The organism is Pseudomonas sp. 8(2025) (genome assembly GCF_052665325.1).
This window is the reverse complement of record NZ_JBQOIE010000001.1, coordinates 25,399-51,095: the sequence shown is the minus strand read 5'-3', so window position 1 is coordinate 51,095 and position 25,697 is coordinate 25,399. Positions and strand designations below refer to the sequence as shown.

At 62.7% G+C, this 25,697-nt stretch carries 23 protein-coding genes; 14 read left to right on the top strand and 9 right to left on the bottom strand.

Annotated elements, in window-relative coordinates; genetic code table 11:
* Positions 1-2 precede the first annotated feature (2 nt).
* Complete coding sequence (gene katE, locus ACUXVH_RS00235) at positions 3-2,195, top strand: catalase HPII (protein WP_255313376.1); 2,193 nt, start codon at positions 3-5, stop codon at positions 2,193-2,195.
* A 56-nt stretch (positions 2,196-2,251) separates the two neighbouring features.
* Here the strand turns inward: katE and ACUXVH_RS00230 are convergent, their stop codons facing one another.
* From ACUXVH_RS00230 to zur, 4 genes are read right to left on the bottom strand one after another with little or no spacing between them, the layout of a single operon-like run.
* Positions 2,252-2,971, bottom strand: coding sequence for a PA5502 family lipoprotein (locus ACUXVH_RS00230; RefSeq protein ID WP_041114991.1), 720 nt, complete (start codon positions 2,969-2,971; stop codon positions 2,252-2,254).
* 37 nt (positions 2,972-3,008) lie between these two features.
* A complete protein-coding gene (gene znuB, locus ACUXVH_RS00225) occupies positions 3,009-3,797 on the bottom strand; it encodes a zinc ABC transporter permease subunit ZnuB (RefSeq protein WP_011058464.1) in 789 nt (262 codons plus the stop codon).
* Positions 3,790-4,575, bottom strand: coding sequence for a zinc ABC transporter ATP-binding protein ZnuC (gene znuC / locus ACUXVH_RS00220; protein ID WP_011058465.1), 786 nt, complete (start codon positions 4,573-4,575; stop codon positions 3,790-3,792). The genes znuB and znuC overlap by 8 nt, the downstream gene beginning before the upstream one ends.
* Positions 4,575-5,057, bottom strand: coding sequence for a zinc uptake transcriptional repressor Zur (gene zur, locus ACUXVH_RS00215; RefSeq protein WP_011058466.1), 483 nt, complete (start codon positions 5,055-5,057; stop codon positions 4,575-4,577). Before zur ends, znuC begins: the two co-directional genes overlap by 1 nt.
* A gap of 66 nt (positions 5,058-5,123) precedes the next feature.
* Between zur and ACUXVH_RS00210 the strand changes: the two genes are divergently transcribed.
* Positions 5,124-6,044 (top strand): zinc ABC transporter substrate-binding protein, encoded by a 921-nt coding sequence (locus ACUXVH_RS00210; protein ID WP_053154825.1) that lies wholly within the window; start codon positions 5,124-5,126, stop codon positions 6,042-6,044.
* A 90-nt stretch (positions 6,045-6,134) separates the two neighbouring features.
* Here the strand turns inward: ACUXVH_RS00210 and ACUXVH_RS00205 are convergent, their stop codons facing one another.
* Both ACUXVH_RS00205 and ACUXVH_RS00200 read right to left on the bottom strand, forming a co-directional pair.
* Positions 6,135-7,085 (bottom strand): homoserine kinase, encoded by a 951-nt coding sequence (locus ACUXVH_RS00205; RefSeq protein ID WP_011058468.1) that lies wholly within the window; start codon positions 7,083-7,085, stop codon positions 6,135-6,137.
* Positions 7,086-7,150: 65 nt separating this feature from the next.
* On the bottom strand, positions 7,151-7,438 hold the full coding sequence (locus ACUXVH_RS00200) for a DUF2782 domain-containing protein (protein ID WP_011058469.1): 288 nt from the start codon (positions 7,436-7,438) through the stop codon (positions 7,151-7,153).
* A 74-nt stretch (positions 7,439-7,512) separates the two neighbouring features.
* Between ACUXVH_RS00200 and polA the strand changes: the two genes are divergently transcribed.
* Entirely contained in the window at positions 7,513-10,305 is a 2,793-nt protein-coding gene (gene polA / locus ACUXVH_RS00195) for a DNA polymerase I (protein WP_065364955.1), read from the top strand.
* A 415-nt stretch (positions 10,306-10,720) separates the two neighbouring features.
* On the opposite strand, the gene yihA is transcribed toward polA, so the two are convergent.
* On the bottom strand, positions 10,721-11,362 hold the full coding sequence (yihA, locus tag ACUXVH_RS00190) for a ribosome biogenesis GTP-binding protein YihA/YsxC (protein ID WP_065364954.1): 642 nt from the start codon (positions 11,360-11,362) through the stop codon (positions 10,721-10,723).
* A gap of 191 nt (positions 11,363-11,553) precedes the next feature.
* On the opposite strand from yihA, the gene ACUXVH_RS00185 reads away from it, so the two are divergent.
* From ACUXVH_RS00185 to ACUXVH_RS00155, 7 genes are all read left to right on the top strand, one after another.
* On the top strand, positions 11,554-11,844 hold the full coding sequence (locus tag ACUXVH_RS00185; protein ID WP_015633654.1) for a c-type cytochrome: 291 nt from the start codon (positions 11,554-11,556) through the stop codon (positions 11,842-11,844).
* A gap of 45 nt (positions 11,845-11,889) precedes the next feature.
* Entirely contained in the window at positions 11,890-12,495 is a 606-nt protein-coding gene (locus ACUXVH_RS00180; protein ID WP_011058472.1) for a c-type cytochrome, read from the top strand.
* Between the two features lie 197 nt (positions 12,496-12,692).
* Positions 12,693-13,322, top strand: a complete 630-nt coding sequence (locus ACUXVH_RS00175) for a thiol:disulfide interchange protein DsbA/DsbL (protein ID WP_011058473.1) — start codon at positions 12,693-12,695, stop codon at positions 13,320-13,322.
* 12 nt (positions 13,323-13,334) lie between these two features.
* The gene (locus ACUXVH_RS00170; protein ID WP_011058474.1) at positions 13,335-14,213 is read left to right on the top strand and encodes an endonuclease/exonuclease/phosphatase family protein; all 879 of its coding nucleotides are present in this window, start codon (positions 13,335-13,337) and stop codon (positions 14,211-14,213) included.
* Complete coding sequence (locus ACUXVH_RS00165; RefSeq protein WP_065364953.1) at positions 14,210-16,393, top strand: GGDEF domain-containing protein; 2,184 nt, start codon at positions 14,210-14,212, stop codon at positions 16,391-16,393. The genes ACUXVH_RS00170 and ACUXVH_RS00165 overlap by 4 nt, the downstream gene beginning before the upstream one ends.
* A gap of 101 nt (positions 16,394-16,494) precedes the next feature.
* Positions 16,495-17,274 (top strand): N-acetylmuramoyl-L-alanine amidase, encoded by a 780-nt coding sequence (locus ACUXVH_RS00160; RefSeq protein WP_011058476.1) that lies wholly within the window; start codon positions 16,495-16,497, stop codon positions 17,272-17,274.
* Between the two features lie 76 nt (positions 17,275-17,350).
* The gene (locus ACUXVH_RS00155) at positions 17,351-18,970 is read left to right on the top strand and encodes an EAL domain-containing protein (RefSeq protein WP_015633657.1); all 1,620 of its coding nucleotides are present in this window, start codon (positions 17,351-17,353) and stop codon (positions 18,968-18,970) included.
* A 4-nt stretch (positions 18,971-18,974) separates the two neighbouring features.
* On the opposite strand, the gene ACUXVH_RS00150 is transcribed toward ACUXVH_RS00155, so the two are convergent.
* Both ACUXVH_RS00150 and algB read right to left on the bottom strand, forming a co-directional pair.
* A complete protein-coding gene (locus ACUXVH_RS00150; RefSeq protein ID WP_011058478.1) occupies positions 18,975-20,759 on the bottom strand; it encodes a KinB sensor domain-containing domain in 1,785 nt (594 codons plus the stop codon).
* A 10-nt stretch (positions 20,760-20,769) separates the two neighbouring features.
* Entirely contained in the window at positions 20,770-22,116 is a 1,347-nt protein-coding gene (algB, locus tag ACUXVH_RS00145) for a sigma-54-dependent response regulator transcription factor AlgB (RefSeq protein ID WP_011058479.1), read from the bottom strand.
* Positions 22,117-22,557: 441 nt separating this feature from the next.
* On the opposite strand from algB, the gene ACUXVH_RS00140 reads away from it, so the two are divergent.
* From ACUXVH_RS00140 to gltP, 4 genes are all read left to right on the top strand, one after another.
* On the top strand, positions 22,558-22,842 hold the full coding sequence (locus tag ACUXVH_RS00140) for a hypothetical protein (protein ID WP_015633659.1): 285 nt from the start codon (positions 22,558-22,560) through the stop codon (positions 22,840-22,842).
* 81 nt (positions 22,843-22,923) lie between these two features.
* The gene (locus ACUXVH_RS00135) at positions 22,924-23,088 is read left to right on the top strand and encodes a DUF1328 domain-containing protein (RefSeq protein ID WP_003170804.1); all 165 of its coding nucleotides are present in this window, start codon (positions 22,924-22,926) and stop codon (positions 23,086-23,088) included.
* 2 nt (positions 23,089-23,090) lie between these two features.
* Complete coding sequence (locus ACUXVH_RS00130; RefSeq protein ID WP_065364952.1) at positions 23,091-23,558, top strand: inhibitor of vertebrate lysozyme family protein; 468 nt, start codon at positions 23,091-23,093, stop codon at positions 23,556-23,558.
* A gap of 745 nt (positions 23,559-24,303) precedes the next feature.
* Complete coding sequence (gltP, locus tag ACUXVH_RS00125) at positions 24,304-25,635, top strand: glutamate/aspartate:proton symporter GltP (RefSeq protein WP_011058482.1); 1,332 nt, start codon at positions 24,304-24,306, stop codon at positions 25,633-25,635.
* Positions 25,636-25,697: the final 62 nt, after the last annotated feature.

Here is a 25,697-nt window from a genome sequence, read left to right as displayed (position 1 = left end):
CTTTGCCCACGAAGCCCCGGCACGCCAGGGATTTCGCCAACGAGGAGTTTTGCCTGATGAGCACGAAGAAGCCCGATACCCCAAAAAGCCAGATGGCCGGGACCGACACCCTGGACCGCGGCAACAGCAACAGCAAGCTCAAGAGCCTGGAGACGTTCCGCTCCGACGCCACCGGGCAGGCCCTGCGGACCAACCAGGGGGTGAAGATCGCCGACAACCAGAACACCCTCAAAGCCGGTGCTCGTGGGCCTTCGCTGCTGGAAGACTTCATCATGCGGGAGAAGATCACCCACTTCGACCATGAGCGGATTCCCGAGCGTATCGTGCATGCCCGAGGGGTGGGTGCCCATGGTTACTTCCAGAGCTATGACAACCATTCGGCATTGACCAAGGCCGGTTTCCTGCGTGATCCGGGGAAGAAAACACCAGTGTTCGTACGCTTTTCCACGGTCCAGGGGCCAAGAGGCTCTGGCGACACCGTGCGTGACGTGCGCGGCTTTGCGGTGAAGTTCTTCACTGACGAAGGCAACTTCGACCTGGTGGGCAACAACATGCCGGTGTTCTTCATTCAGGACGCGATCAAGTTCCCCGATTTCGTACACGCCGTGAAACCCGAACCCCACAACGAAATACCCACCGGCGGCTCGGCCCATGACACCTTCTGGGACTTTGTCTCGCTGCAGCCGGAATCGGCGCACATGGTGATCTGGGCCATGTCAGACCGGGCCATTCCGAAAAGCCTGCGGGCCATGCAGGGCTTTGGCGTGCATACCTTTCGCCTGATCAACGCCCAGGGCCGGTCGAGCTTCGTCAAGTTCCACTGGCGGCCGACGGTGGGTACCTGTTCGCTGGTCTGGGATGAGGCGCAGAAGCTGGCGGGCAAGGACACCGACTTCCATCGCCGCGACCTGTGGGAATCGATCGAAGCCGGGGATTACCCGGAGTGGGAGTTCGGCGTACAGATCATCGCCGAGGAAGACGAGCACAACTTTGATTTCGACATCCTCGACCCGACCAAGCTGATCCCCGAGGAGCTGGTGCCGATCACGCCCCTGGGCAAGATGGTGCTGAACCGCAACCCGGACAACTATTTTGCCGAGACCGAGCAGGTCGCCTTCTGCCCGGGGCACATAGTGCCCGGGATCGACTTCTCCAACGACCCGCTGTTGCAAGGACGGCTGTTTTCCTACACCGATACCCAGATCAGCCGCCTGGGTGGGCCGAACTTCCACGAATTGCCGATCAATCGGCCGCTGGCGCCCTTCCACAACAGCCAGCGCGACGCCATGCACCGCATCACCCTGGACAAGGGCCGGGCATCCTATGAGCCCAATTCCATCGACGGCGGCTGGCCCCGGGAAACCCCACCGGCGGCCGAGGATGGCGGCTTCGAGAGTTACAACGAGCGTATCGATGCGCACAAGATCCGCCAGCGCAGCGAATCGTTCAGCGACCATTTCTCCCAGGCACGGCTGTTCTACAAGAGCATGAGCAAGCACGAGCAGGAGCACATCATCGCCGCCTACAGCTTTGAGCTGGGCAAGGTGGAACGTGAATGGATCCGCGAACGCCAGGTCAACGAGATTCTGGCCAACATCGACCTGCAACTGGCCGCGCGAGTGGCCGAGAACCTCGGGCTGGCGGCGCCGAAGAAAGCCACGGTGGCGGAGCGCAAGACTTCGCTCTCGCGCTCGCCGGCCCTGAGCCAGGCGAACCTGTTGCCGGGCAATATCAAAACCCGGAAGGTGGCGATTCTGGCGGCCAACGGCGTCGATGGTGCGGCGATCGATGCGCTGAAGAAGGCTCTCAAGGCCGAAGGAGCGCACGCCAAGCTACTGGGGCCGACCTCGGCGCCGGTCACCACGGCGGACGGCAAGCGCCTGCCGGTGGATGCGTCCATGGAGGGCTTGCCATCGGTGGCCTTCGATGCGGTGTTCGTGCCCGGAGGTGCGCAGTCGATCAAGGCCTTGAGCGGCAATGGCGTGGCCCTGCATTACTTGCTGGAGGCGTACAAGCACCTCAAGGCGATTGCCCTGCACGGCGATGCCCGGGAGCTGTTGCACAGCCTGCGGCTGGAGGCGGATGAAGGCTTGATCGTGGGGGCCGATGCCAAGGCGCTGAAGGCATTCATTGCCGCCATCGCGCAACATCGGGTCTGGAGCCGAGAGGAAAAGGCCAAGGCAATCCCGGCCTGAACACACTTTCTCCGACAAGCCTGCTCCGTGTAGGAGCCGGCTTGCCGGCGAAGGCTTTACTGCGCCTTGCGCGGCGTCAGCACCATCTGCGCCGGTACATGGCGCACGATTTGCCGACTGATCTTCTGTTCAAAGTCCGGGTCGAGCTTCTTCACCCGCTTGCCGAGCAGGGTCGACAGCCAGGGGTAATCCTCGGTGCGTGGTACCTGGATGCTCACGTCGCACTGGTAATTCACCACATCGGCGGCCAGGGCATCGAGTTGATGCCGCAGCTTGCGGATATCAGTGACGTTCAAGGCGACGGTGGTGCTCTCGGCGGTCGGATCGATCAGCTTGGCCGCAGGGCGCGCTTCGGCGGCCTTCAGGGCGGCTTCGGCCTTGTCCAGCTCCGCCTTGCGGGCGTGGGCAATGGCATTGTTGACCCCGCCGGTCAGCGCCGGAGCCTTGGGCATCAGTGCCCGGGCACGGCTCAGGGCCGTGGCTGCGGCGTTCACATCGCCCTTCTGCAGGACGATCTGGCTGCGCTGCAGATAGGCTTCGGCCAACTGCCGCTGGTACTGCACCAGTTGCGGGTCGTCGGGCGTCTGCGCCTGCAAGGCGCTGAGTTGATCTTCCGCGGTGGCCAGTTCGCTGCTGGCGATGTTTTGTTCCAGCTGCGCGATGGCCGTGGCCCGTGCATCAGGGACCTCGGTGGCCGCTGGTGGCGTGCTTTGGCAGGCTCCCAGTAGCAGGGAAAATGCGACAAGGAGCAGATAACGGGAGGCGAACGGCTTCATTCCTGCGACTCTCTAATTGCGCAAAAAGCGAGCAAGTCTACACCCCTCGACGGGGCAGAACAAAACTCAGCAGAAACAGTGTGGCGGCGGTGACCACGATCGACGGCCCGGCCGGTGTGTCCTTGAACCAGGACAGCGCCAGCCCGCCGCACACCGCGAGCATGCCCAGCAGGCTGGCGCCCAGGGCCATCTGCTCCGGCGAGCGGGCGTGACGCTGTGCCGCAGCGGCCGGGATGATCAGCAGCGAGGTGATCAGCAACACCCCGACAATCTTCATGGCCACGGCAATCACCACGGCGATCAGCAGCATCAGCGCCAGGCGCAGCGAGGCCACAGGCAGGCCTTCGACCCTGGCCAGTTCCTCGTGCACGGTGATCGCCAGCAAGGGGCGCCACAACGCCACCAGCAGCAACAGCACCGCCGCGCTACCGCCGAGAATCCACGCCAGGTCGCCCGGGCTGATCGCCAGCAGGTCACCGAACAGGTAGGCCATCAGGTCGATTCGCACTTCATGCATGAAGCTTAGTACCACCAGGCCCAGAGACAGGGTGCTGGGTGCAAGAATCCCCAGCAGCGTGTCGGAAGCCAGGGGTTGGCGCTGTTGCAGGGTCACCAGCAGCACCGCCAGCAGCAGGCAGCCGACCGTGACCGCTACCGCCGGGCTGACATCCAGCAGAAAGCCCAGGGCCACGCCGAGCAGCGCGGCGTGGGACAGGGTATCGCCGAAATAGGCCATGCGACGCCAAACCACGAAGGACCCCAAGGGGCCGGCAACCACCGCCAGGGCCAGGCCTGCGAGCAGGGCGTAGAGCAGAAAATCAGCCATGCTTGCAGTTTTCTCCATGGACATGGGCGTGGCCCGAAGCGGGCTGGGTGACGACCGAACCATGCAGGTCGTGGGCATGGTCGTGATGGTGGTGGTAGATCGCCAGGCTCGGTGCGTTCTTGCCGAACAGCTCGACGAAGGCCGGGTCGCCGCTGACCTGCTCGGGGTGGCCAGAGCAGCAGACGTGGCGATTGAGGCAGACCACCTGATCGGTGGTGCTCATCACCAGGTGCAGGTCGTGGGAGACCATCAGCACGCCGCAGCCGTGACGGTCGCGCAGGCGGGTAATCAGGCTGTAGAGCTCGGCCTGGCCGGCCACGTCGACGCCTTGCACCGGTTCATCGAGCACCAGCAGCTCCGGCTCGCGCAGCAGCGCCCGGGCCAGCAGCACACGCTGCATCTCGCCACCGGAGATGCTCTGCACCGGGCTGTCGATCACCTGCTCGGCACCTACTTCCTTGAGCGCTGCCAGCGCCCGGGTACGGTCCACTCCCGGCACCAGGCGCAGAAAACGCAGCACCGACAGCGGCAAGGTCGGGTCCACATGAAGCTTCTGCGGCATGTAGCCCACCCGCAGTTTGGGCTTGCGCCAGACACTGCCGGTGTCGGGCTTGAGCAGGCCGAGCACGGCGCGCACCAGCGTGGTCTTGCCGGCGCCATTGGGGCCGATCAGGGTGACGATCTGGCCGGGTTCGACGCTGAGCTGGATGTTCTCCAGCACGTTCTGCCCGGCAAAGGTCACCCCGACCTGCTCGAGGCGGATCAACGCATTGCTCATCAAGCCCCCTGGCAGCCCGAGCAGAGCCCGACCACTTCGACGGTCTGGCCCTCGACCACGAAGCCGACGTCGCGGGCGCTGCTGATGATGGCGTCGCTGATGGATTTCTGTTCCAGCTCGATGGCGGCGTGGCATTCGCGGCAGATCAGGAACTGGCCCTGGTGCGCGTGCTCGGGGTGGTTGCAGCCGACAAAGGCATTGAGCGAGGCGATGCGGTGCACCAGGCCGTTTTCCAGGAGGAAATCCAGCGCCCGGTAAACCGTTGGCGGGGCGGCGCGACGGCCGTCCTGCTCGCTGAGCACGGCCAGGATGTCGTAGGCCCCCAGGGGCTTGTGGCTTTGCCACACCAGCTCCAGCACCCGCCGGCGCAGGGCGGTCAGGCGCAGGCCTTGCCGTGCGCACAGGGCGTCGGCCTCAGACAGTGCGCTGTGTACGCAGTGAGAGTGGTCGTGTGGACGGCTGGCAAGGGGTGTTTTAGGCATGAGCGGCGACGAGGTTTGTGAGAGACGTTATTATGTTACCCGTTCTCGCCTCCTCGAGTGTCCATCGTGCCCAGACTTTTTCGCCTTTTTGTCGCTTTTACCTTCAGCCTGTTCGCGATCGGCTCGGCCCAGGCCGAAGTGCGGGTGCTGACCAGCATCAAGCCGCTGCAACTGATTGCCGCCGCCGTGCAGGATGGCGTGGCGGTTCCCGAGGTGCTGCTGCCGCCCGGAGCTTCCCCGCACAACTACGCGCTGCGCCCTTCGGACGTGCGCAAGGTGCAGAGCGTAGACCTGCTGTACTGGATCGGCCCGGACATGGAAGGCTTCCTGCCGCGGGTGCTGAAGGGCCGTAGCCTGCCCTCGGTGGCGGTACAGGACCTGCCGGGCATGAAACTCCGGCACTTTGCCGAAGATAGCCACTCCCACGCTGAAGATGCCGACGAACATGACCATGATCATCGCCCCGGCACCCTGGACGCTCACCTCTGGCTGTCGCCGGTCAATGCCCGGGTGATCGCCACCCGCATGGCCGCGGACTTGAGCGCCGCCGACCCGGCCAATGCCGCCCGCTACCAGAACAACCTGAAGGCGTTCAGCGAGCGTCTGGATGCCCTGGATGCCCGCTTGAAAGCCCGCCTGGCGGGGATCGCCGGCAAGCCTTACTTCGTGTTCCACGAAGCTTTCGACTACTTCGAGGACGCCTACGGCCTCAAGCACGCCGGGGTGTTCAGCGTGGCAGCGGAAGTCCAGCCGGGGGCCCAGCACGTCGCCGCCATGCGCGCGCGCTTGCAGCAGGTGGGCAAGACCTGTGTGTTCAGCGAGCCGCCCCTGCGCCCGCGCCTGGCGGAAACCCTGGTGGCCGGCCTGCCGGTGAAACTGGCGGAGCTGGATGCGTTGGGCGGTTACACGCCGGCGACCGCTCAAGGCTATGAGCAGGTGCTGGAGAAGTTGGGGAATGATCTGGCGGGCTGCCTGGAGCAGCTTTAAGCGGGGATTGTTGCGCGAGGGCTTTCGCGGGCAAGCCCGCTCCTACAGGTTGGGCGCATCTCTGTAGGAGCGGGCTTGCCCGCGAAGCGTTTACAGGGCGAACGGCAGCGCGATGCTGACCTGTTGCCGCTGCGCCAGGCGCTGCTGGAACTCCATCGGATCGTGAATCAGCACGTCCTGCCCGGCGAAGCTCTCGGCGGCGATCAGCCGCGATAGCCAGAAGCGCACGCAGGCCACCCGCAGCAGGGTCGGCCAGAGTTCGGCCTCTGCCGCAGTGAACGGGCGCAGCGCCGCGTAGGCGCCCAGCAGGGCTCGGGCCCGTTGGCCGTCGAGTACGCCTTCATCGTCGGAGCACCAGTCATTCAGGGCGATCGCCACGTCGTAGAGCATGGGTCCCGAACAGGCGTTGTAGAAGTCGATCAGGCCGGTCAGGTGGGTGCCTTCGAACATGGCGTTGTCGCGAAACAGATCGGCGTGGATGTTGGCCCGGGGCAGGGCGAGGATCTTCACCTTCTGAGCGGCGATTTCATCCAGGGCCCGTTGCAGCAGGTCCTGGGCCGTGGGGGCCAGGTGCGACAGCAGTTGCCTGCCCTCTTCCTGCATCCAGTCCAGGCCGCGATCGGTCTTGCGCTTGATCATGTGGTCCTTGGTGGCCACGTGCAGGTGGCCGAGCAGTTCACCGACCTGGGCACAGTGCTGGGCGTTGGCCTGCTTGATGTGCTTGCCCGCCAGCCGCGGTTGCAACAGTGCCGGCTTGCCCGCCAGTTCGCGCAGGGCGACGCCGTCGGTGGTGCGCAGGGCATAGGGCACTGGCAGGTTGGCCTGGTGCAGCACGTCCAGCAGTTCAATGAAGAACGGCATTTCCTGGACCGGGCCACGTTCCACCAGGGTCAGGACGAACTCGCCCTGTTCCAGGCTGATGAAGAAGTTGGTGTTTTCGCTACCAGCGGCGATCCCCTGGAAATCAAGCAGGCGGCCGAGCCCATACGGGGCGAGAAAGGTTTCCAGCTCGGGCCGAGCCAGGGGGGTGAACACAGACATGGTTAAAAACTGCCAGTACGGGCGCTGCTATCCAGCCAGCGCCATTGAGTTGAAGTCGGAGTGGTTTACCACTCAAAGATTTTCCACGAAGGGATCAGCATATCCGGCTGATCCGAACGGATGAAGTTGCCGTCCGAGCCATCGGCACGCACCAGGAAGTAGGGTTTGCCGCCCTTTGGCGTGATCTTGATGGCATACAGGAAGCCATTTTGCCGGTATTCCTGGATGGTCTTGTCGCCTTCCGTGCGAATGGTTACTTCCGGGTCCGCTGATGGCGCATCTTCTGCGGCGATCGCGGCCAATGGAGCGATTGCAATCAAGCCGGTCAGCAGCAAGCGATTTAGTGTGCGCATGATAACCTTGTCCCTTTGTCGTCAACGGTCCCGCTATTCTAGCGCCGGACCCGCCGAAAAGGTTGATCCCGCTCATGAGCCAAGCCCCCCTCGTCCTGGTGGACGGTTCTTCATATCTGTACCGCGCGTTCCACGCGCTGCCACCGCTGACCACCTCCAAAGGCCTGCCTACCGGCGCGGTCAAGGGCGTGTTGAACATGCTCAAGAGCCTGCGCAAGCAGTACCCGGACAGCCCGTTCGCCGTGGTCTTCGATGCCAAGGGCGGGACCTTCCGCGATGACATGTATGCCGAATACAAGGCCAACCGTCCGAGCATGCCCGACGACATGCGGGTGCAGATCGAGCCGTTGCACGCCAGCGTGATCGCCCTGGGTTTCCCCCTGTTGTGCGTGGAAGGGGTCGAGGCCGATGACGTGATCGGCACCCTGGCCCGCAGCAGCGCGGCGGCGGACCGCCCGGTGGTGATTTCCACTGGCGACAAGGACATGGCACAGCTGGTGGACGGGCACATTACCCTGGTCAACACCATGTCCGGTAGCAGCATGGATGTGGAAGGCGTGAAGGAGAAATTCGGCGTCGCTCCCGAGCAGATCATCGATTACCTGGCGCTGATGGGCGACTCTTCCGACAACATTCCCGGGGTGCCGGGCATTGGTCCGAAGACCGCTTCCGGCCTGCTGGTCGGGGTCAATGGCGGGTTGAAGGAGCTGTACGAACAGCTCGATATCGTACCGACCCTGCCGATCCGCGGGGCCAAGACCTTGCCGGCCAAGCTCGAAGAACACAAGGAAATGGCCTTCCTCTCCTATCAGTTGGCGACCATCAAGGTCGACGTGCCGCTGGATGTCGGGCTCGACGACCTGCACCTGGGCGAGCCGGACCGCGAGAAGCTGGTGGAGCTCTACAGCCTGCTGGAGTTCAAGAGCTGGCTCGACGAGTTGCAGCGCGATGCCAAGCGTGTCGAGCTCAGCGGCGCTGAGGCGACACCCGCCGCCGTGCCGCCGCCGCAGGCTGTGGAGCAAGCTCCGCTGGAGCTGCAGTACGAAACCATCCTCGACCAGGAGCGTTTCGATGCCTGGCTGGAGAAACTCAAGGGCGCCAAGCTGATTGCCTTCGATACCGAAACCACCGGGATCGATGCGCAGCAGGCGCAACTGGTGGGCCTGTCCTTCTCTGTCAAGGCCGGCGAAGCGGCCTATGTTCCCCTGACCCACTCCTACATGGGCGCGCCGGCACAGCTGGATCGCGACAGCGTACTGCTGGCCCTCAAGCCCTTGTTGGAAGATCCCAAGCTGCTCAAGGTCGGCCAGCACGCCAAGTTCGACATGAACATCCTGGCCAACTGCGCCATCGGCGGCGACCAGGCCAATGGCATCACTGTGCGCGGCGTGGCCTTCGATACCATGCTCGAATCCTACGTGCTCAACTCCACCGCCACCCGCCATGACATGGACAGCCTGGCGCAGAAGTACCTGGACCACAGCACTGTGAGTTTCCAGGACATCGCTGGCAAGGGTGCCAAGCAGTTGACCTTCGACCAGATTCCCCTTGAGCAGGCCGGCCCCTACGCCGCGGAAGATGCCGACGTGACCCTGCGCCTGCACCAGGTCCTGTTCGACAAGCTGTCCGCGATACCGAGCCTGGCCAGCGTGCTCACCGATATCGAAATGCCTTTGGTGCCGGTCCTGGCGCGCATCGAGCGCCAGGGAGCACTGGTGGACGACAAGCTCCTGGGAGTGCAGAGCATCGAACTGGGGGACAAGATGGTCGCCCTGGAGCGCGAAGCCTTCGAAATCGCCGGCGAGGAGTTCAACCTGGGCTCGCCCAAGCAACTGGGCAGCATCCTCTACGACAAGCTCGGCCTGCCGGTGTTGAAAAAGACTGCCAAGGGCCAGCCATCCACGGCTGAAGAGGTGCTGGCCAAGCTGGCGGAAGACGACTATCCGCTGCCGCGGGTGCTGATGCAGTACCGTTCCATGAGCAAGCTGAAAAGCACCTATACCGACCGCCTGCCGGAGCAGATCAACCCGCGTACCGGGCGCATCCATACCTCCTATCATCAGGCGGTAGCGTCCACCGGCCGGCTGTCCTCCAGCGATCCGAACCTGCAGAACATTCCGGTACGTACCGCTGAAGGCCGGCGCATTCGCCAGGCCTTCATCGCGCCGCCAGGCTACAAGCTGCTGGCAGCGGACTATTCGCAGATCGAGTTGCGGATCATGGCGCACCTGTCCCGCGACAAAGGTTTGCTCAACGCCTTCCGCAACAACCTGGACGTGCACACCGCCACGGCGGCCGAGGTGTTCAAGGTCGAGCTCAAGGACGTCACTTCCGATCAGCGCCGCAGCGCCAAGGCCATCAACTTCGGCCTGATCTACGGTATGGGCGCGCAGAAGCTGGGCAAGGACATCGGTGTCGATACCAAGCAGGCCAAGGCCTATATCGACACCTACTTCGCGCGTTACCCGGGGGTTCGCGAGTACATGGACCGCACCCGCGCTCAGGCCGCGGACCAGGGTTATGTCGAGACCATCTTCGGTCGCCGCCTGTACCTGCCGGAGATCAACTCCAACAAGCCACAGGAGCGCGCCGGCGCCGAACGCACCGCGATCAATGCGCCGATGCAGGGCACCGCGGCAGACATCATCAAGAAAGCCATGGTGGCCGTGGACAACTGGCTGGAGTCCTCCGGGCTGGATGCCCGAGTGATTCTCCAGGTGCACGACGAACTGGTGTTGGAAGTGCGCGAGGACCTGGTGGACCAGGTTCGTGAGGAAATTCGCGGGCACATGAGCGGTGCCGCAACCCTGGATGTGCCGTTATTGGTGGAAGTGGGGGTGGGAAATAACTGGGATGAGGCCCATTAAGGGCACTTTTCAGGTGTTTTTGCCGCGGCATAGTGTCGCGGCAAAAACTAGCGAAGAGCTATTAGCACCGAAAATTTCATCGATTATTGCCAATAGTTTTTGCAACCGGCCGGAACTAAATAGGTGAACGCCCACTCAGAGTTACTGAATGGCTGGTGAAGCCCTTCGATGCTCCTATGTTGTGTTAAGTGTTGGCAGATATCTGGACCCCGCCCTAGCGGTCTAGAACTTGAACCCCGAACTTCCCCCTCCCCATACGAAGTCCGGGGTTTTTTTTGCCTGAAAACCGCCTGGGAAATGATCATGCTGCGTTAAAAGCGCGGCGCGAAATGCTCATTTACAGCCAGTAAACTCCGCTTTCGCACCGCGCTTTTGCCTTGCCTGATCATCCCCCAGGCAATTTTCCCTACGTCTCTCAGGCCTCGGCTTCGGCGCCTTTGTCGGCCAGTTCCATCCAGCCCGCCAGCACGGTGTAGGCATCTTCCAGGCCCATGCGCTTGGGGGCCGAGAACAGTTGGATGGTGACGGCTTCGCCCCAGCCCTTGCGGATCTGCGACTGCACCTTGAGCAGGGTGTTCTTGGCCGCGCCGTAGGTCAGTTTGTCGGCCTTGGTCAGCAGGATGTGCATCGGCATGCCGCTGGCGACCGCCCAGTCCAGCATCAGCAGGTCGAAGTCGGTCATGGGATGACGGATATCCATCATCAGGATCAGGCCCTTAAGGCTCTCGCGGCTGCCCAGGTAGGCTTCCAGGTGACGCTGCCAGTGTTGCTTGAGCGGGATTGGCACTTTGGCGTAACCGTAGCCCGGCAGGTCGACCAGACGGCGATCGTCGTCTAGCTTGAAGAAGTTCAACAACTGCGTGCGACCCGGAGTTTTCGAGGTGCGTGCCAGGCTGGCGTGGGTCAGGGTGTTCAGGGCGCTGGATTTGCCGGCGTTGGAACGCCCGGCAAAAGCCACTTCGAAGCCTTCATCGTCAGGGCATTGATCGACTTTGGCGGCGCTGAGCATGAACGTAGCCTGTTGGCACAGACCGAGGATGGGGTTCTTGAGTTGCATGGGATTTCCGATTGGGGCGATGCCGAGAGTGGACGCGGCGAGCGGTGTCGTTTCCGTTTCAGTAACGCCAGTATATAATGCCGCAGATTTTGTGTGCGCTTTGTCCCAGCGTAGGATGAAGTTCACGAGAGCGATAAACCTTGAATGCGCATTAGAACGCAGCACGCTCTCAACCCTGAAAAGGTCGTTTTATGACGAAATGGCTGCTAGCTGCCGGTGTCTTGATGCCGTTTTACGGCGCTCAGGCTACACAGGATCCGGAAGCTGTGTACAACCGTGTTTGTGGGGCTTGTCATTCCGGCCAACTACCCACGGCGCCCCGCAAGGGCGACCAGGAAGCTTGGGCGCCGAGGTTGGCGCAAGGTATGGAGACGCTGGTGCAACACGTGACCCAGGGTTTCAAGGCGATGCCGCCGCGTGGTTTGTGCATGGACTGCAGTGCCGAGGATTACCGAGTCATCATCCATTGGATGAGCGAGTGATCCCGGTCCATAACTCTTAACCCTTAGCCGTAGTTGGATTAGCTGATGAACAAATTACTCGTGAGTCTGCTGTTGACCTTGGGCATCACAGGTGTCGCCCATGCCGCAGGCGACGCTGCTGCCGGTCAGGCGAAAGCCGCAGTCTGTGGTGCTTGCCACGGCCCTGATGGGAACAGCATGGCGCCAAACTTTCCCAAGCTGGCGGGTCAGGGGGAAAAGTACCTGAACAAGCAGTTGCACGATATCAAGTCCGGCAAGCGCCAGGTGCTAGAGATGACAGGCCTGTTGACCAACCTGAGCGATCAGGACCTGGCTGACATCGCCGCCTACTTCGCCAGCCAGAAAGGCAGCGTCGGCGCAGCAGATCCTAAAGTCGTGGCCCGTGGTGAAGAACTGTTCCGTGGCGGCAAGCTGGACCAGGGCATGCCTGCCTGCACCGGTTGCCACTCGCCAAACGGTGCGGGTAACGCAGCAGCCGGCTTCCCCCATCTGGGTGGCCAGCACGCACAGTACGTGGCCAAGCAGTTGACCGACTTCCGCGAAGGCAACCGTACCAACGACGGCGATACCCTGGTGATGCGCAGCATCGCTGGCAAGCTGAGCAACAAAGACATCGAAGCGGTGTCCAGCTATATTCAGGGCCTGCACTGAGGCCGGCTCGATCAGCGTTGCCCAAGGTGCTAAGCCACGGCAACGTTAATGATCGATTAATCTGACGGTGCAAGCATAAAGGGTGGCTCAGGCCGCCCTTTTTTATGGCGTCTGCCGCTACACTAGCGAACTCAAGCCCGCCAAGACCTGGCCGAATTCAGGTCGAGCGAGGCGCCAAAATTGTCCAGGAGTAAAGCATGCGTAATCTGATTCTCAGCGCCGCACTCGTCACCGCCAGCCTGTTTGGCGTGACCGCTCAAGCGGCCGAACCGCTTGAAGCCGGTAAACAATATGTCGAGTTGAGCAGCGCCGTTCCGGTTGCCGTGCCAGGCAAGATCGAAGTGGTTGAGCTGTTCTGGTATGGCTGCCCGCACTGCTACGCTTTCGAACCCACCATCAATCCCTGGGCTGAAAAACTCCCGGCCGACGTCAACTTCGTCCGTATCCCGGCCATGTTCGGCGGTATCTGGAACATCCATGGCCAACTGTTCATCACCCTTGAAGCCATGGGTGTCGAGCACAAGGTGCACAAGGCCGTATTCGAAGCCATCCATGGCGGCAAGAAACTCGCTACTCCTGAAGAGATGGCCGAGTTCCTGGCTGGCGAAGGCGTCGACAAGGACAAGTTCCTGAGCACCTACAATTCCTTCGCCGTCAAAGGCAAGGTCGAAGACGCCAAGAAAAAGGCCCAGGCCTACCAGATCACCGGCGTACCGACCATGGTGGTCAACGGCAAGTATCGTTTCGACCTGGGCACCGCCGGTGGTCCTGAAGGCGCGCTGAGCGTGGCTGACCAGTTGATCGCCAAAGAGCGCGCAGCCAAGTAAGCGCCCGCCGCCATGCCGCGCTGGAGCTCGGAACGCATCGTTGGCCTGCATGATCCGCAGGTCAACGAGCACCATTTGGCGTCGTCCGGCCTGCCGGCAGACAGTCGTCTGCGCTTGCTCAGTTTCAATATCCAGGTCGGTATCAGCACCGAACGTTATCGCCATTACCTGACTCGTGGTTGGCAGCACCTGCTGCCCCATCATGGGCGTGCCGACAATCTGCAGAAAATCGGCAACCTGCTTGGCGATTTCGACCTGGTGGCCCTGCAGGAGGCCGATGGCGGCAGCCTGCGCTCCGGCTACGTCAATCAGGTGGAACACCTGGCCCAACTGGGCGCCTTCCCCTACTGGTACCAACAGCTCAATCGCAACCTGGGACGCCTGGCTCAGCACAGCAATGGCGTGCTCAGCCGCCTGCGCCCCTGGGCCATCGAAGACCACCCGCTGCCTGGCCCCAAGGGGCGCGGCGCGATCCTCGTGCGTTTTGGCGAGGGTCCCGAGGCACTGGTGGTGGTGATGATGCATCTGGCGCTCGGTGCCCGCACCCGAACCCGGCAACTGGCGTACATCCGCGAGTTGATCGGCGGCTACAAGCATCAGGTGCTGATGGGGGACATGAACACCCACGCCAGCGACCTGCTGGAGCATTCCCCTCTAAGGGACCTCAGCCTCTTGGCGCCGCAACTGCAGGCGACCTTCCCCAGCTGGCGTCCGCAACGTTGCCTGGACCATATTCTGCTCAGCCCCAGCCTGACCCTGGAGCGCGTGGAGGTCCTGGCCCAACCCATATCCGATCACCTGCCGGTCGCGGTAGAGATTCGTCTGCCGGGTTCGCTCACGGCTGATGCATTGCCCGCGTTGAGTCCTGCCCCTCGCGGAACCGATGAATGAGCGACGACGCCAATCGCTGGAAAGAGAAATACCTCAAAAGTATCGAACAGCAGGAAAAGCTCGAACGCCGATGGGCGGCCCGTCTCGACTTGCTGCGTCGTGGCCTGGTACGCAGCACCCTGGCGGCGGAGGGCACCGATCGCGCGGTCGACCAGTGCATGAAGGAAATGCGCGAGGTGGTACGCACCGACGATATGGACGCCGGGCTTGCAGCCTTGCTGCCGCGCCTGGAAAAAGCCGTGCTGGACTCCGAGCAGCGGCGGGAAACCCGGGTCGAGCAGATGAGCAGCGCGCTGACGGCGCTGGTCAGCCAGTTGCAGTCCCTGCCCCTGCCCCGGGAGGTCAGCCGTCCGCTGAAAGCCTTTGCCAAGCAACTGGATGGCCGGGTTGGCCAGGCGCGGGAAATTCCCTTGCTGCTCGGCGAACTGAGCAGCCTGCAGGGCAAGGCCCTGAGCCGGCTGGAAACCCCGGCCGAACCCGACCGCCCAAGCCTGTTGCAGCGCCTGTTCGGCAGCCGCGAGGCGAGCGAGACGCCGGCCCCGGCGGAGGAAGCCGTTGCGACGAATCCGCCGCTCCCGGCAGCCGCGGCGGAAGCTCATCCGCAAGCCGAGGAAGCCCCGGCCCCGGAGGATGGCGCGCGCGAGCACTATCAGACGCCGACCCAGGCCTTGCCTGAGGCGGTTTCGGCGCCTGCCGCGCCCGCCCCGGCACAGCCCGAAGTGCAGCTCGAACCTAAGCCGGGTGCCCAGCCGGTTGCCAGCGACGAGCCGGAGGTTGCTGCAGTGCCCGCTCCAGCCCCGGTGGTAGCGTTCGTGCCTCCGGTACTGGTGCAGGAGGCGCCCGCCGAGCCTGTACCCGCTATCGAGGTCGAACCTCAAGCAACCATTTCGCCTGTCGCGGAGCCACAAGCGTCCGTCGATCCCGGGGTGGTCGCCGCTTCCGATTCGCCGCCCGCGCCTGTCGCCGAAGCCGCGCTCAATCCCGACGAGTTGTTGCCCCTGCCGACGGTTTCCCCGGCAGTGCTGCTGGACAGCCTGCCCCTGCCGGCAGTCATGGCCGAGGCCCTGGCCGCCATCGATCCGGAGCAGTCGGAGCACGATGTGCTCTACGCTCTGCCGGATTCGCCCGAGCCCTCCTACAGTTCGGTGGCCAAGCACATCGAGCACACCTTGCTGGGGCTGCTCGACGACCTGAGCCTGCCGGAGCGCCACCGGCCACAGGCCGAGGCCATGCGCGATCGTCTGCAGCATGGGTTGAACTGGTACGAATTGCTGCCGATCCTCGACGATCTGGCGGTGTTGATGCTGGCCATCACCGACTCCGGCCAGCATGAGTTCGAGACCTACCTCAAGCAGCTCAACGAGCGCCTGGAGGCCTTCCAGAGCAACCTGCAGGCGGCCAGCGACGGCCATGCCGACAGCAGTTCGGCGGCACGGGCCATGGACAGCCAGATCCGTGAACAGGTCGACGGCCTGCAAAGCAGCGTGCAGGAGGCCGCCGACCTGGATGACCTCAAGCAAGTGCTGGAAAGCCACCTGGAAGGCCTGCTGGGCACCATGGACCACCACCAGAAGCAGCGCGATGAGCGTGAACGGGAAGTGGCCGCCCGTCTGCAAAGCCTGGCGGAGCGGGTTTCGAGCATGGAGCAGGAAGCCCAGGGCTACCGTGAGCACCTGGAAGAGCAGCGGCAGAAGGCGCTGATCGATCCGCTCACCGGCCTGCCCAACCGTGCAGCCTGGAGCGAACGCCTGGAACATGAAGTCGGCCAATGGCAACAACATGGCAACAGCCTGCTGCTGGCCATGCTCGATCTCGATCATTTCAAGCGGATCAACGACAACTACGGTCACCTGGCTGGTGACAAGGTGTTGAAGATCATCGCCAACGTACTGCGCAAACGCCTGCGAGGCAGCGATTTCATCGCACGTTTCGGTGGCGAGGAGTTTGTTCTGCTGCTGCCCAACACCCCCTGGCCGGTGGGTGTGCGCATTGTGGAAGCCCTGCGCGCGGCAATCGAGGCGTGCCCGTTCCATTTCAAGGGCGAGCCGGTGACCATAACCGTGTCCGTCGGGCTGAGTGCGTTCAAGGCCGGTGATCGCAGCGATCTGGTGATCAAAAGAGCCGATCAGGCGCTGTACCGGGCCAAGGATGCCGGCCGTAACCGGGTGGAAGCTGGTTGAGGAGCCAGCACTTTGCTGAATGAGAGCGCTGTTTTGCCCATGATCGCCAGGGCAGTACGTTACACTGTTGCATTATTGTCTTCAGCGTACTGCCTTTTGCCATGAAACTTCTTGCTCTTGCCCTCTCCCTGCTGATCCTCGCCGGCTGCGCCAGCGGCCCGCGCATCGACACCAGCCACCCGTCGGTCAATTACGATCAGCGCGCCCAGTTCATCATCGTCCACTACACCTCGGCATCGCTGGAGCGCTCCCTGGCCCTATTGACCCATGGCCAGGTCAGCAGCCACTACCTGATCGGCGATGACAAGTCCGCCACCATCTACAAGCTGGTGGACGAGCAATACCGTGCCTGGCATGCCGGCGACAGCCAGTGGCAGGGCCGGACCTGGCTCAACTCCAGTTCCATTGGCATCGAGATCGTCAACCCGGGGTTCCGCGATGGCCCCAGCGGGCGGCTCTGGTACCCCTACAGCGAAGCGCAGATCCAGAACCTGATCGTGCTGCTCAAGGACATCAGCAAGCGCAACAACATCTCGCCGCGCCACATCATTGGCCACAGCGATATCGCCCCCATGCGCAAGCTGGATCCGGGCCCGCTGTTTCCCTGGAAACGCCTGGCCGAGGCCGGCCTGGGACTGTGGCCCGATGCTCAGGCAGTGGCACGCCAGCAGGCGTTCTTTACCGTGAGCCCGCCGAGCATCGGTTGGTACCAGCAGCAACTGGCCCAGCTGGGTTACGCCACGCCGCAGACCGGCGAGCTGGACAAGGCGACCCGTAATGTCCTGGCCGCGTTCCAGATGCACTACCGGCCGGGGCGTTTCGATGGCACGCCGGACGCAGAAAGCGCGGCCATCCTGATGGTGCTCAACCAGACAAAATAATGACGCCGCCGGACGGTTGGGGCCGATTGTCCAATCAGTTGCTATAACTCATTGGTAATCCTTCGGATCTCCCACGATGCCGGCCGCTCGCGAGCCCTTGCGTACCTGGTTCCATCGCCCCTGGACGCTGGCGATGCTGGCGGCTGTGCTGAGTGCGGTGATTTTGCTGCTGGGCAGCGCCGGGCTGGCCATGCACCAGGTCCAGCAACGGGAAAGCGAGCAGATGAACGCCCAGGGGCAGCGTTTCCTGGAGCGGCTGGAGCAGTTGTTCGGGCAACTGCGCGAAGGTCTCGACGTGCTGGAGGCGCAGCCGCTGCGCGAGTGCAACGCCGATCTCATCGCAGCTCTGCAGCAGGTCAGCTACAGCTATCGCTTCATTTATGAAGCGGCCTACAGGGACGCCACCCATACCTGTTCCAACTGGCCACGGCAGAACCTCCTGCCGGCGGCCAGGCCGCCGGATATCCGCGGGCCGACCTACAGCTACTGGCTCAACACCTCGACCCAGCCCAATGAGAACCTTGCTGCCCTGATGCTGGGGCGCGGCAACTTTCGCGTGGCCACTTCCCGCGGGCACCTGACCGATGTGGTCGATCTGCCTGCCGGTGGCAGCCTGATGGTGGTGGTGGATCATGGTGCCCGGGCGATACCGGTGCTCGGCCCGGCCCGTGCCTGGCCCCCCGCACAGCCTTGGCGGGGGGGGCGCGACGGGCCCTTGCAGGTCACCCCGGACCTGCTGATCTATCGCATGCCCACTCGCAACCCCGAGTACCAACTGGTGCTGATCACCCCCCGCGCCAGCCTGCAGGGCGAAGTGCTCGACGGTTGGTGGTGGTTGCTGCCCTCCAGCCTGGTGCTGGCGCTGTTCATCGGTGGGTTGGTGTATCAGTTGGTCCGCCAGCGCCAGTCCCTGGGGGCGGAGCTGCAAGGGGCCCTGCGCCGCGGCGAGCTGCAGGTGCTGTACCAGCCGATCTTTGATCTCAGTAGCCGGCTCTGCGTGGGGGCCGAGGCCCTGCTGCGCTGGCGTCGCCCGGACGGTACCCTGACCAGCCCCGACCTGTTCATCCCGCTGGCAGAGAACACCGGGCAGATCCGCCAGATCACCGACTTCGTCCTGCAGCGCCTGCTGGAGCAACTGGGGCATGTGCTACGGGCCAATCCCCAGTTGTACATCTCAGTCAACCTGGCGGCCTGCGACGTGATGGTCCCGCGGATCGGCATGGTCATGGCGCGGCTGCTGGCCACGCATCGGGTAGCGGCCCGGCAGATCGCCTTCGAGGTCACCGAGCGTGGGCTGATCGATGTGGTGGTGGCGCGCAACAACCTGCAGGCCCTGCGCGATGTCGGGCATCAGGTGCTGATCGACGATTTCGGCACCGGCTATTGCAGCCTGGCCTACCTGCAGAGCCTGCCGGTGGATTGCCTGAAGATCGACAAGGCGTTCATCGATGCCCTGGGGCACGATGCCGCCAGCAGCGGCGTGGCGCCGCACATCATTCGCATGGCCCACGCATTGAAACTCAAGGTGATTGCCGAGGGCATCGAGTTCGAGGACCAGGCGCTGCTGCTCAGCAGCGAGGGCGTGAGCTTCGGCCAGGGCTGGCTGTTCGCCCATGCCCTGAGTGCCTTGCAGTTCACTGAGCTGATTACCCGTGGCCGACGGCTGGTGGCCAGGCGCCTGGATGATGAAGCATGAAGCCCTAGAGCGGCAGGGCCAGATAGAACTGGGTGCCCTGCCCGGGCCTTGAGTAGACGCCCATGCGCCCGCCATGCAGCTGGACGATCTCCTTGCACAGCGCCAGCCCGAGGCCGGCACCGCCCTTCTTGCGGCCCACCTGGACGAAAGGTTCGAAGATCCGCCCTTGCTGGCCATAGGCAATACCCTCGCCATTGTCTTCGACGCTGACGATCACCCGCTCGCCATGGCGCCGCGCCTGCAGGCGGATCTGGCCCTCGCTGGCGGTGTGGCGCAAGGCGTTGTCGATCAGGTTGTCCAGCACCCGCTCCAGTTGTGCGCGGTCGGCATGCAGCCGTGGCAACGGTGCCTGGATCTCCAGCAGCAGGTCGATGCCCTGCTGTTGGGCCTGCTCGCTGAAGCGGCCCTGGGCCTGCACCAGCAGTTCTTCCAGGGGGCAGGGAGCGAGGGTGAGTTTCTGCAGGCCGTTCTGATAGCGGGAAAAATTCAACAGGTCGTTGATCAACTGCATCAGGCGCTGCATTTCCTCGTTGACCGTATTGAGTAGATCGGTTTCCCGGGACTCCTCGGGAAAGTGCAGGCGTTCCTGAAGCAGCCCGAAGGCCATGTGCATGCCAGTGACCGGGGTACGCAGTTCGTGGGAGGCGCGCAGCACGAACTCACTGCGCACTCGTTCGAACGCCCGTTGCTCGGTGACATCGTGCAGCACCATCACGGCGCCGAGAATATGGCCCTGGGTATGGCTGACGGGGGTCAGGCTGTAGGTCAGCAGGCGCGACTCGCCGTCGACCTCGATATCCAGGTCGTCCGGCGCCCGTTCCAGGTTGCCGCCGCGCAATACCAGCTGTAGCTGCTCATCCAGCTCCGGGCGTTGCAGGGCGCTGCCCAGGCCCTGGCCGAGGCGCTCCTGGTCCCAGCCCAGCTGGCGCTGGGCCACGGGGTTGAGGTGTTCCAGGCGGCCCTGGCGGTCGATCATCAGCAAGCCGTCGTCAATACTGTCGAGCACGGCCTGCAGGCGCTGCTGGCCGGCCAGCAGCTCATCGACATTGGTTGCCTGATGCTGGCGCAGGGCCTCGGCCATGATGCCGAAGCGCCGGGTCAGCAGGTTCATCTCCGCCGCCGCCGAAATGGGCAGGGTGACGTCGAAATTGCCTTCGCCAATCTTGTCCGCAGCCTTGGCCAGGGCTTCGATCGGCCCGCCAAAGCGCCGGGCGATGGCATGGGCCGTGACGAAGCCGATGATCAGCACCGCCAGGGCCACCAGGCCCAGCAGGCCGGCCACCAGCCATGCACGGTTGCGGGCCTGCTGCTCCACCTGGCTGATGTTGTCCAGGGCGCGCTTGTGTTCGTTGATCAGCCCGCCGCGCAAGGCGTTGAAGCGCTCGGTCAGCTCGTTGTTGTCATGCAGCCCGCTTGCGGTGCTGTTGCGCTCGAAGGCCTGGTAGAAGCTCAGGTAGTCGCTACGGGCCTGCTGGAAGCCACTTTGTACCTGGGTCTGCCGATCATGGGCAATGCCTTCGTCGAGCAGTTCCAGATAGTGCTGCCGGGAGGTTTCCAGGGCGGCGCGGTCCGGCTGCTTGCCGAGCATGATGATCAACTGGTCGCCCAGGGTCTGGCGCAGCTTGAGGCCCAGGTCCAGGGTGATGAAGTTGTTGCGGATCAGCGATTCCTGGGTGCTGGCCATCTGCATCACGCTGACCAGCCCGAGCACCAGGCCCAAGAGGGCCACGGTGATCAGGGCCGAGATGCTCAGAAACAGCCGGGTGCGCAGTTTCATCGCTAACTTCATAGGGTGTTGCTCATAGGTTGTACTGTTTGCGTTTGCGGTACAGCGTCGACGCGTCGATACCCAGGGTCTTGGCGGCTTGATCCAGGGTGTCGCTGGTGGCCAGGACCGCACCGATGTGGGCCTTTTCCAGCTCGTCCAGGCTCAGGGCGGCGCCGATCCGCGGGGCGTTGTTGGTGGGTTGCTCGGCCATGCCCAAGTGGCTGATTTCCACCCGTTCCTGCGGGCAGATGATGCTCGCCCGTTCCACCACGTTGCGCAGTTCGCGGATGTTGCCCGGCCAGCGGTAGTTGAGCAGCGCTTCCCGGGCTTCATCACTGAAGACCCGGGCCGGGCGCGAATACTCTTTGACGAAGCGGGCGAGGAAGCGGTCGGCCAGGGTCAGGATATCTTCGCTGCGCTCGCGCAGGGGCGGCAGGTGCAGGGTGATGACGTTCAGCCGGTACAGCAGGTCTTCGCGGAAACGCCCGTCGCGCACCATGTCTTCAAGGTTGAGGTTGGTGGCGGCGAGGATGCGCACATCGGCGCGGCGGGTTACCGGGTCGCCGACGCGCTCGTATTCCTTGTCCTGGATGAAGCGCAGCAGCTTGGGTTGCAGGGTCAACGGGAAGTCGCCGATCTCGTCGAGGAACAGGGTTCCGCCATCGGCCTGGTTGACCCGGCCCAGGGTGCTCTCGCTGGCCCCGGTAAAGGCGCCGCGGCTGTGGCCGAAGAGTTCGCTTTCCATCAGTTCGGCAGTCAACGAGGGGCAGTTGATGGTCACGCAGGATTTCTTGGCGCGTTTGCTCCAGCCGTGAATGGCCCGCGCCAGCTCGCCCTTGCCGGTGCCGGACTCGCCGAGGATAAGGATGTTGGCGTCGGTGCTGGCCACCTGACGCGCGGTTTCCAGCACCACTTTCATTGCCGGGCTGTGGGAGTCCAGGCCGTCCTTGGGCTTGCGCACCTCACCTTCGAGGGCTTCCAGGCGTGCCGAGAGCTGGCGTACTTCCAGCTGCTTGGCGGTGGCCAGGCGCAACTGGTCGGGGCTGCAGGGCTTGACCAGGTAGTCTGCGGCGCCGGCCTGGATCGCATCTACTGCGGTGTCCACGGCAGAGTGAGCGGTGACGATCACTACCCGCATCCAGGGTGCCTGGGTACGCATTTGTGCCAGTACGTCGAGGCCGTTGTCTTCGCCCAGGCGCAGGTCGAGGAAGCACAGGTCGAATACCTGGCGTTGCAGCAGAGCATCGGCCTGCGCCGCGCTGTTGGCGGTGGCCACGGTGTAGCCCTCGTCTTCCAGGCAGTAGCGGAAGGTGCGAAGGATTGCGGATTCGTCATCCACCAGAAGGATGCGGCCTTGATTCTCCGGCGCTGACTCCATTTCCCGAGGCTCCTTAATGAATGATCTTTATTTAGTCCCGGAAAAATCGGGCAAGTTGCAAGGTTGATTCTGATCCATTCCAGCGCCAGCAGGTTAGATATCTCCGGCTGAAACGGCTAACAGGCTGAAATTACGCATGTTTTACCCAGAGTAGCTGCTGGGTGGGTCTGTATCAGGCTATTGGCCATTCATCAAAGTTCCCCCTGTGATCAAAAAACGCTCACTGTTTTCCCGGGACATCGTGCATTTCGCACGGCCGGCATGGGGGCATCGTGCAGTATGCGTGTGGAATGCTTTTGGTAATTTGATTTAAGTATTTGATTTTATTGAATTTAATTTCAAAGAAAAAGCTGGCATGCAGCCTGCAATATCCCTCTCATCGAGAAGCGCCGGCCGTGGCTTCCATAACAACATCACCACCAGTGTGGGAGGAGTTTCAGGATGAATCGCCAACGTCTTGCCCAATTGCGTATTGCGCCACTGCATCTCCAGCAAGGCCTCTTCGCCGTTCTGGCGTTGCTGGTCACCCTGATCGCCGGGCAACAGTTCCAGCGCTGGCAGGACAGCCAGGCACCCGCGCCGCGCGTGCCGGTTCATCACTTCACCCAGACCCATTTCAGTTCGGTGAGCAGCCAGCTCAACGACCAGGCCCCCATGCAACTGATGGCCGTCGACCAGGCACAGCCGGTCGCGGACGCGCCACGTCAGGAACGCTGGGTGTTCTAGCACCAAGGCCGGGCCCGCAATCGGCGGCGCCGGGCTGGCTCCATAGGCAGCACCACTAATAGAAGAGTAAGGAGAATCATCATGCTGAGCTGGGCAATCACATTCCTGATCATTGCCATTGTCGCTGCGGTCCTGGGCTTCGGTGGTATCGCGGGCACCGCCACGGGTATCGCCAAGATTCTCTTTGTGGTGTTCCTGGTGATGTTCATCGCTTCGTTCTTCTTTGGCCGTCGAGGCCGAGGCTGACCATGAGTCTCTCGTTGAAGACATTGACTGCCGCGCTGCTGCTGGGCGCCAGCGCCCTGGCGTCGGCGGCCAATGATGGCCAGGCACGAGCCAATCAGCTGTTGGGGTCGGACCCGCAGTTTCGTGAAACCTGGCAGGGGGTCGTGCACAAGGAGGAGCGCCTGCCCGAGTGGGTGATGAACCTCTCGGGTGATGCGCCGCAACAGATGAATGCCATGACCGAAGACGGCGATCAGTATCTGGTGGGCCCTCTGTGCGAAACCGCTGAGAGTTGTCAGAACCAGCGTTTGATTGTGGCCTTCAGTTTCGACAAGAAGCATGCCTACGCGATGCTGGTGGACGTGCCGGCGGGTTTGCCCGCGGACAAGTCACCGACCCGCCACGCCAATTATCGGTTCCTCGGCAAGCCCGATGACGGCATGCAAGCGCTGCTCCAGGAGCAGTTGCGCAAGGACCCGAACTGGTACTGATGTGCAAATTGCCGATATTGCATAACAGATAGACGAAAGGGCCGCCCTGGCGCTTTCGGCTGTTGCACCACCCGAGGAGGGCGAGTGCATGACCAAGGGGCCGGGATGTTCTGATCCACGGGTGATCGGAGTGACCTAGGGGTACAGGGAGTGCCTCCGCAAGGGCCGGGTCAGGAAAGAGCGGCGGCGCAAGCTCCCAGGTCGGCCACCGGCCTGATGAGCTTGCGGCGTGCTTGAATGGCAAAGTCCTGTGCTAGAGCCGTCCGTCTGACAATTTCCGTGCTCGCGCGGGAAAAAATCTTCCTTTGACTCCGATCAAACGTTTCCTGGTGTTTCTCTGCGACCGTATATCGAGAAACTTTGTGCGAATTGCGCAGCGTTTCCGGGCGCCCGAATCAGAGCAATCCTAAACTTTTTTAGCCTTTTTCCTGACCCCTCCGACAAGCCTGCACGCCGCCTGAAATGGCCGTTTCACGGCATTTTTGCCTGCCGAAATGTCGTATTCGAACCGGTTGGGACGCTCGTTTTGTTTGGAAAAACTCATGCCGATTCGGCATAGGGTAGGCGTTTACGGCATTAGACGTGCCTCCCTAGCATCGGAATAGTTGCGCCTTTTTTCGCCCGCAGAGAGCCGTAAATGCTCGTTCGGGATGACCTTATACGGGGGCCGATGCACAAACTTTTCCGCCATTGAGCGTTCCAGTTCGCGCATCAGCCCGAGTCCAACTGAAGTAAGGGTAATGATATGAAGAAGGCAAAATTAAGCCTCGCCTGGCAGATCCTCATCGGTCTGGTCCTGGGGATTGCGATTGGCGCGCTGCTCAATCATTTCAGTGCTGAAAAGGCCTGGTGGATCAGCAACGTCCTGCAGCCTGCGGGCGATATCTTTATCCGCTTGATCAAGATGATCGTGATCCCGATCGTCATTTCCTCGCTGATCGTCGGCATCGCCGGTGTCGGTGACGCGAAGAAACTGGGGCGCATCGGCCTCAAGACCATCATCTACTTCGAAATCGTGACCACCATCGCCATCGTCGTCGGCCTGCTGCTGGCCAACCTGTTCCATCCGGGCGCAGGCATCGACATGAGCACCCTGGGCACCGTGGACATCTCCAAGTACCAGGCCACTGCGGCCGAGGTGCAGCATGAACACGCGTTCATCGAGACCATCCTCAACCTGATTCCATCGAACATCTTCGCGGCCATGGCCCGCGGCGAGATGCTGCCGATCATCTTCTTCTCGGTGCTGTTCGGCCTGGGCCTGTCGAGCCTGCAGTCCGACCTGCGCGAACCGCTGGTGAAGATGTTCCAGGGCGTTTCGGAAAGCATGTTCAAAGTCACCCACATGATCATGAACTACGCCCCTATCGGCGTATTTGCACTGATCGCGGTGACCGTCGCCAACTTCGGTTTCGCCTCCCTGCTGCCGCTGGCCAAGCTGGTGATCCTGGTGTACGTGGCCATCGCCTTCTTCGCTTTCGTGATCCTCGGCCTGATCGCCCGCCTGTTCGGCTTCTCGGTGATCAAGCTGATGCGCATCTTCAAGGATGAGCTGGTCCTGGCCTACTCCACCGCCAGCTCGGAAACCGTGCTGCCGCGGGTGATCGAGAAGATGGAAGCCTACGGTGCGCCGAAAGCCATCTGCAGCTTCGTGGTGCCGACCGGCTACTCGTTCAACCTCGACGGTTCGACCCTGTACCAGAGCATCGCGGCGATCTTCATCGCCCAGCTGTACGGCATCGACCTGTCCATCAGCCAGCAACTGCTGCTGGTGCTGACCCTGATGGTCACCTCCAAAGGTATCGCCGGGGTTCCGGGCGTGTCCTTCGTGGTCCTGCTGGCCACCCTGGGCAGCGTCGGCATTCCTCTGGAAGGTCTGGCCTTCATCGCTGGTGTCGACCGTGTGATGGACATGGCGCGTACCGCCTTGAACGTGATCGGCAACGCCCTGGCGGTACTGGTCATCTCCCGTTGGGAAGGCATGTACGACGACGCCAAGGGCCAGCGCTACTGGAACTCCCTGCCGCACTGGCGCAGCAAGGAAAAACTGCCAGCAGGCGAAGCGTCCAAAGGTTAAGCGCCTATTGTGTAGGAGCTGGCTTGCCAGCGAAGAGGCCCCAAGCCCTTCAACTGCCTGAA

What these genes read in the sequence shown, in the direction of transcription:
- ACUXVH_RS00230 (WP_041114991.1), bottom strand. Translation starts at nt 2,971, where the DNA reads ATGAAGCCGTTCGCCTCCCGTTATCTGCTCCTTGTCGCATTTTCCCTG.
- znuB (WP_011058464.1), bottom strand. Translation starts at nt 3,797, where the DNA reads ATGGCTGATTTTCTGCTCTACGCCCTGCTCGCAGGCCTGGCCCTGGCG.
- znuC (WP_011058465.1), bottom strand. Translation starts at nt 4,575, where the DNA reads ATGAGCAATGCGTTGATCCGCCTCGAGCAGGTCGGGGTGACCTTTGCC.
- zur (WP_011058466.1), bottom strand. Translation starts at nt 5,057, where the DNA reads ATGCCTAAAACACCCCTTGCCAGCCGTCCACACGACCACTCTCACTGC.
- ACUXVH_RS00205 (WP_011058468.1), bottom strand. Translation starts at nt 7,085, where the DNA reads ATGTCTGTGTTCACCCCCCTGGCTCGGCCCGAGCTGGAAACCTTTCTC.
- ACUXVH_RS00200 (WP_011058469.1), bottom strand. Translation starts at nt 7,438, where the DNA reads ATGCGCACACTAAATCGCTTGCTGCTGACCGGCTTGATTGCAATCGCT.
- polA (WP_065364955.1), top strand. Translation starts at nt 7,513, where the DNA reads ATGAGCCAAGCCCCCCTCGTCCTGGTGGACGGTTCTTCATATCTGTAC.
- yihA (WP_065364954.1), bottom strand. Translation starts at nt 11,362, where the DNA reads ATGCAACTCAAGAACCCCATCCTCGGTCTGTGCCAACAGGCTACGTTC.
- ACUXVH_RS00185 (WP_015633654.1), top strand. Translation starts at nt 11,554, where the DNA reads ATGACGAAATGGCTGCTAGCTGCCGGTGTCTTGATGCCGTTTTACGGC.
- ACUXVH_RS00180 (WP_011058472.1), top strand. Translation starts at nt 11,890, where the DNA reads ATGAACAAATTACTCGTGAGTCTGCTGTTGACCTTGGGCATCACAGGT.
- ACUXVH_RS00175 (WP_011058473.1), top strand. Translation starts at nt 12,693, where the DNA reads ATGCGTAATCTGATTCTCAGCGCCGCACTCGTCACCGCCAGCCTGTTT.
- ACUXVH_RS00170 (WP_011058474.1), top strand. Translation starts at nt 13,335, where the DNA reads ATGCCGCGCTGGAGCTCGGAACGCATCGTTGGCCTGCATGATCCGCAG.
- ACUXVH_RS00165 (WP_065364953.1), top strand. Translation starts at nt 14,210, where the DNA reads ATGAGCGACGACGCCAATCGCTGGAAAGAGAAATACCTCAAAAGTATC.
- ACUXVH_RS00160 (WP_011058476.1), top strand. Translation starts at nt 16,495, where the DNA reads ATGAAACTTCTTGCTCTTGCCCTCTCCCTGCTGATCCTCGCCGGCTGC.
- ACUXVH_RS00155 (WP_015633657.1), top strand. Translation starts at nt 17,351, where the DNA reads ATGCCGGCCGCTCGCGAGCCCTTGCGTACCTGGTTCCATCGCCCCTGG.
- ACUXVH_RS00150 (WP_011058478.1), bottom strand. Translation starts at nt 20,759, where the DNA reads ATGAAGTTAGCGATGAAACTGCGCACCCGGCTGTTTCTGAGCATCTCG.
- algB (WP_011058479.1), bottom strand. Translation starts at nt 22,116, where the DNA reads ATGGAGTCAGCGCCGGAGAATCAAGGCCGCATCCTTCTGGTGGATGAC.
- ACUXVH_RS00140 (WP_015633659.1), top strand. Translation starts at nt 22,558, where the DNA reads ATGAATCGCCAACGTCTTGCCCAATTGCGTATTGCGCCACTGCATCTC.
- ACUXVH_RS00135 (WP_003170804.1), top strand. Translation starts at nt 22,924, where the DNA reads ATGCTGAGCTGGGCAATCACATTCCTGATCATTGCCATTGTCGCTGCG.
- ACUXVH_RS00130 (WP_065364952.1), top strand. Translation starts at nt 23,091, where the DNA reads ATGAGTCTCTCGTTGAAGACATTGACTGCCGCGCTGCTGCTGGGCGCC.
- gltP (WP_011058482.1), top strand. Translation starts at nt 24,304, where the DNA reads ATGAAGAAGGCAAAATTAAGCCTCGCCTGGCAGATCCTCATCGGTCTG.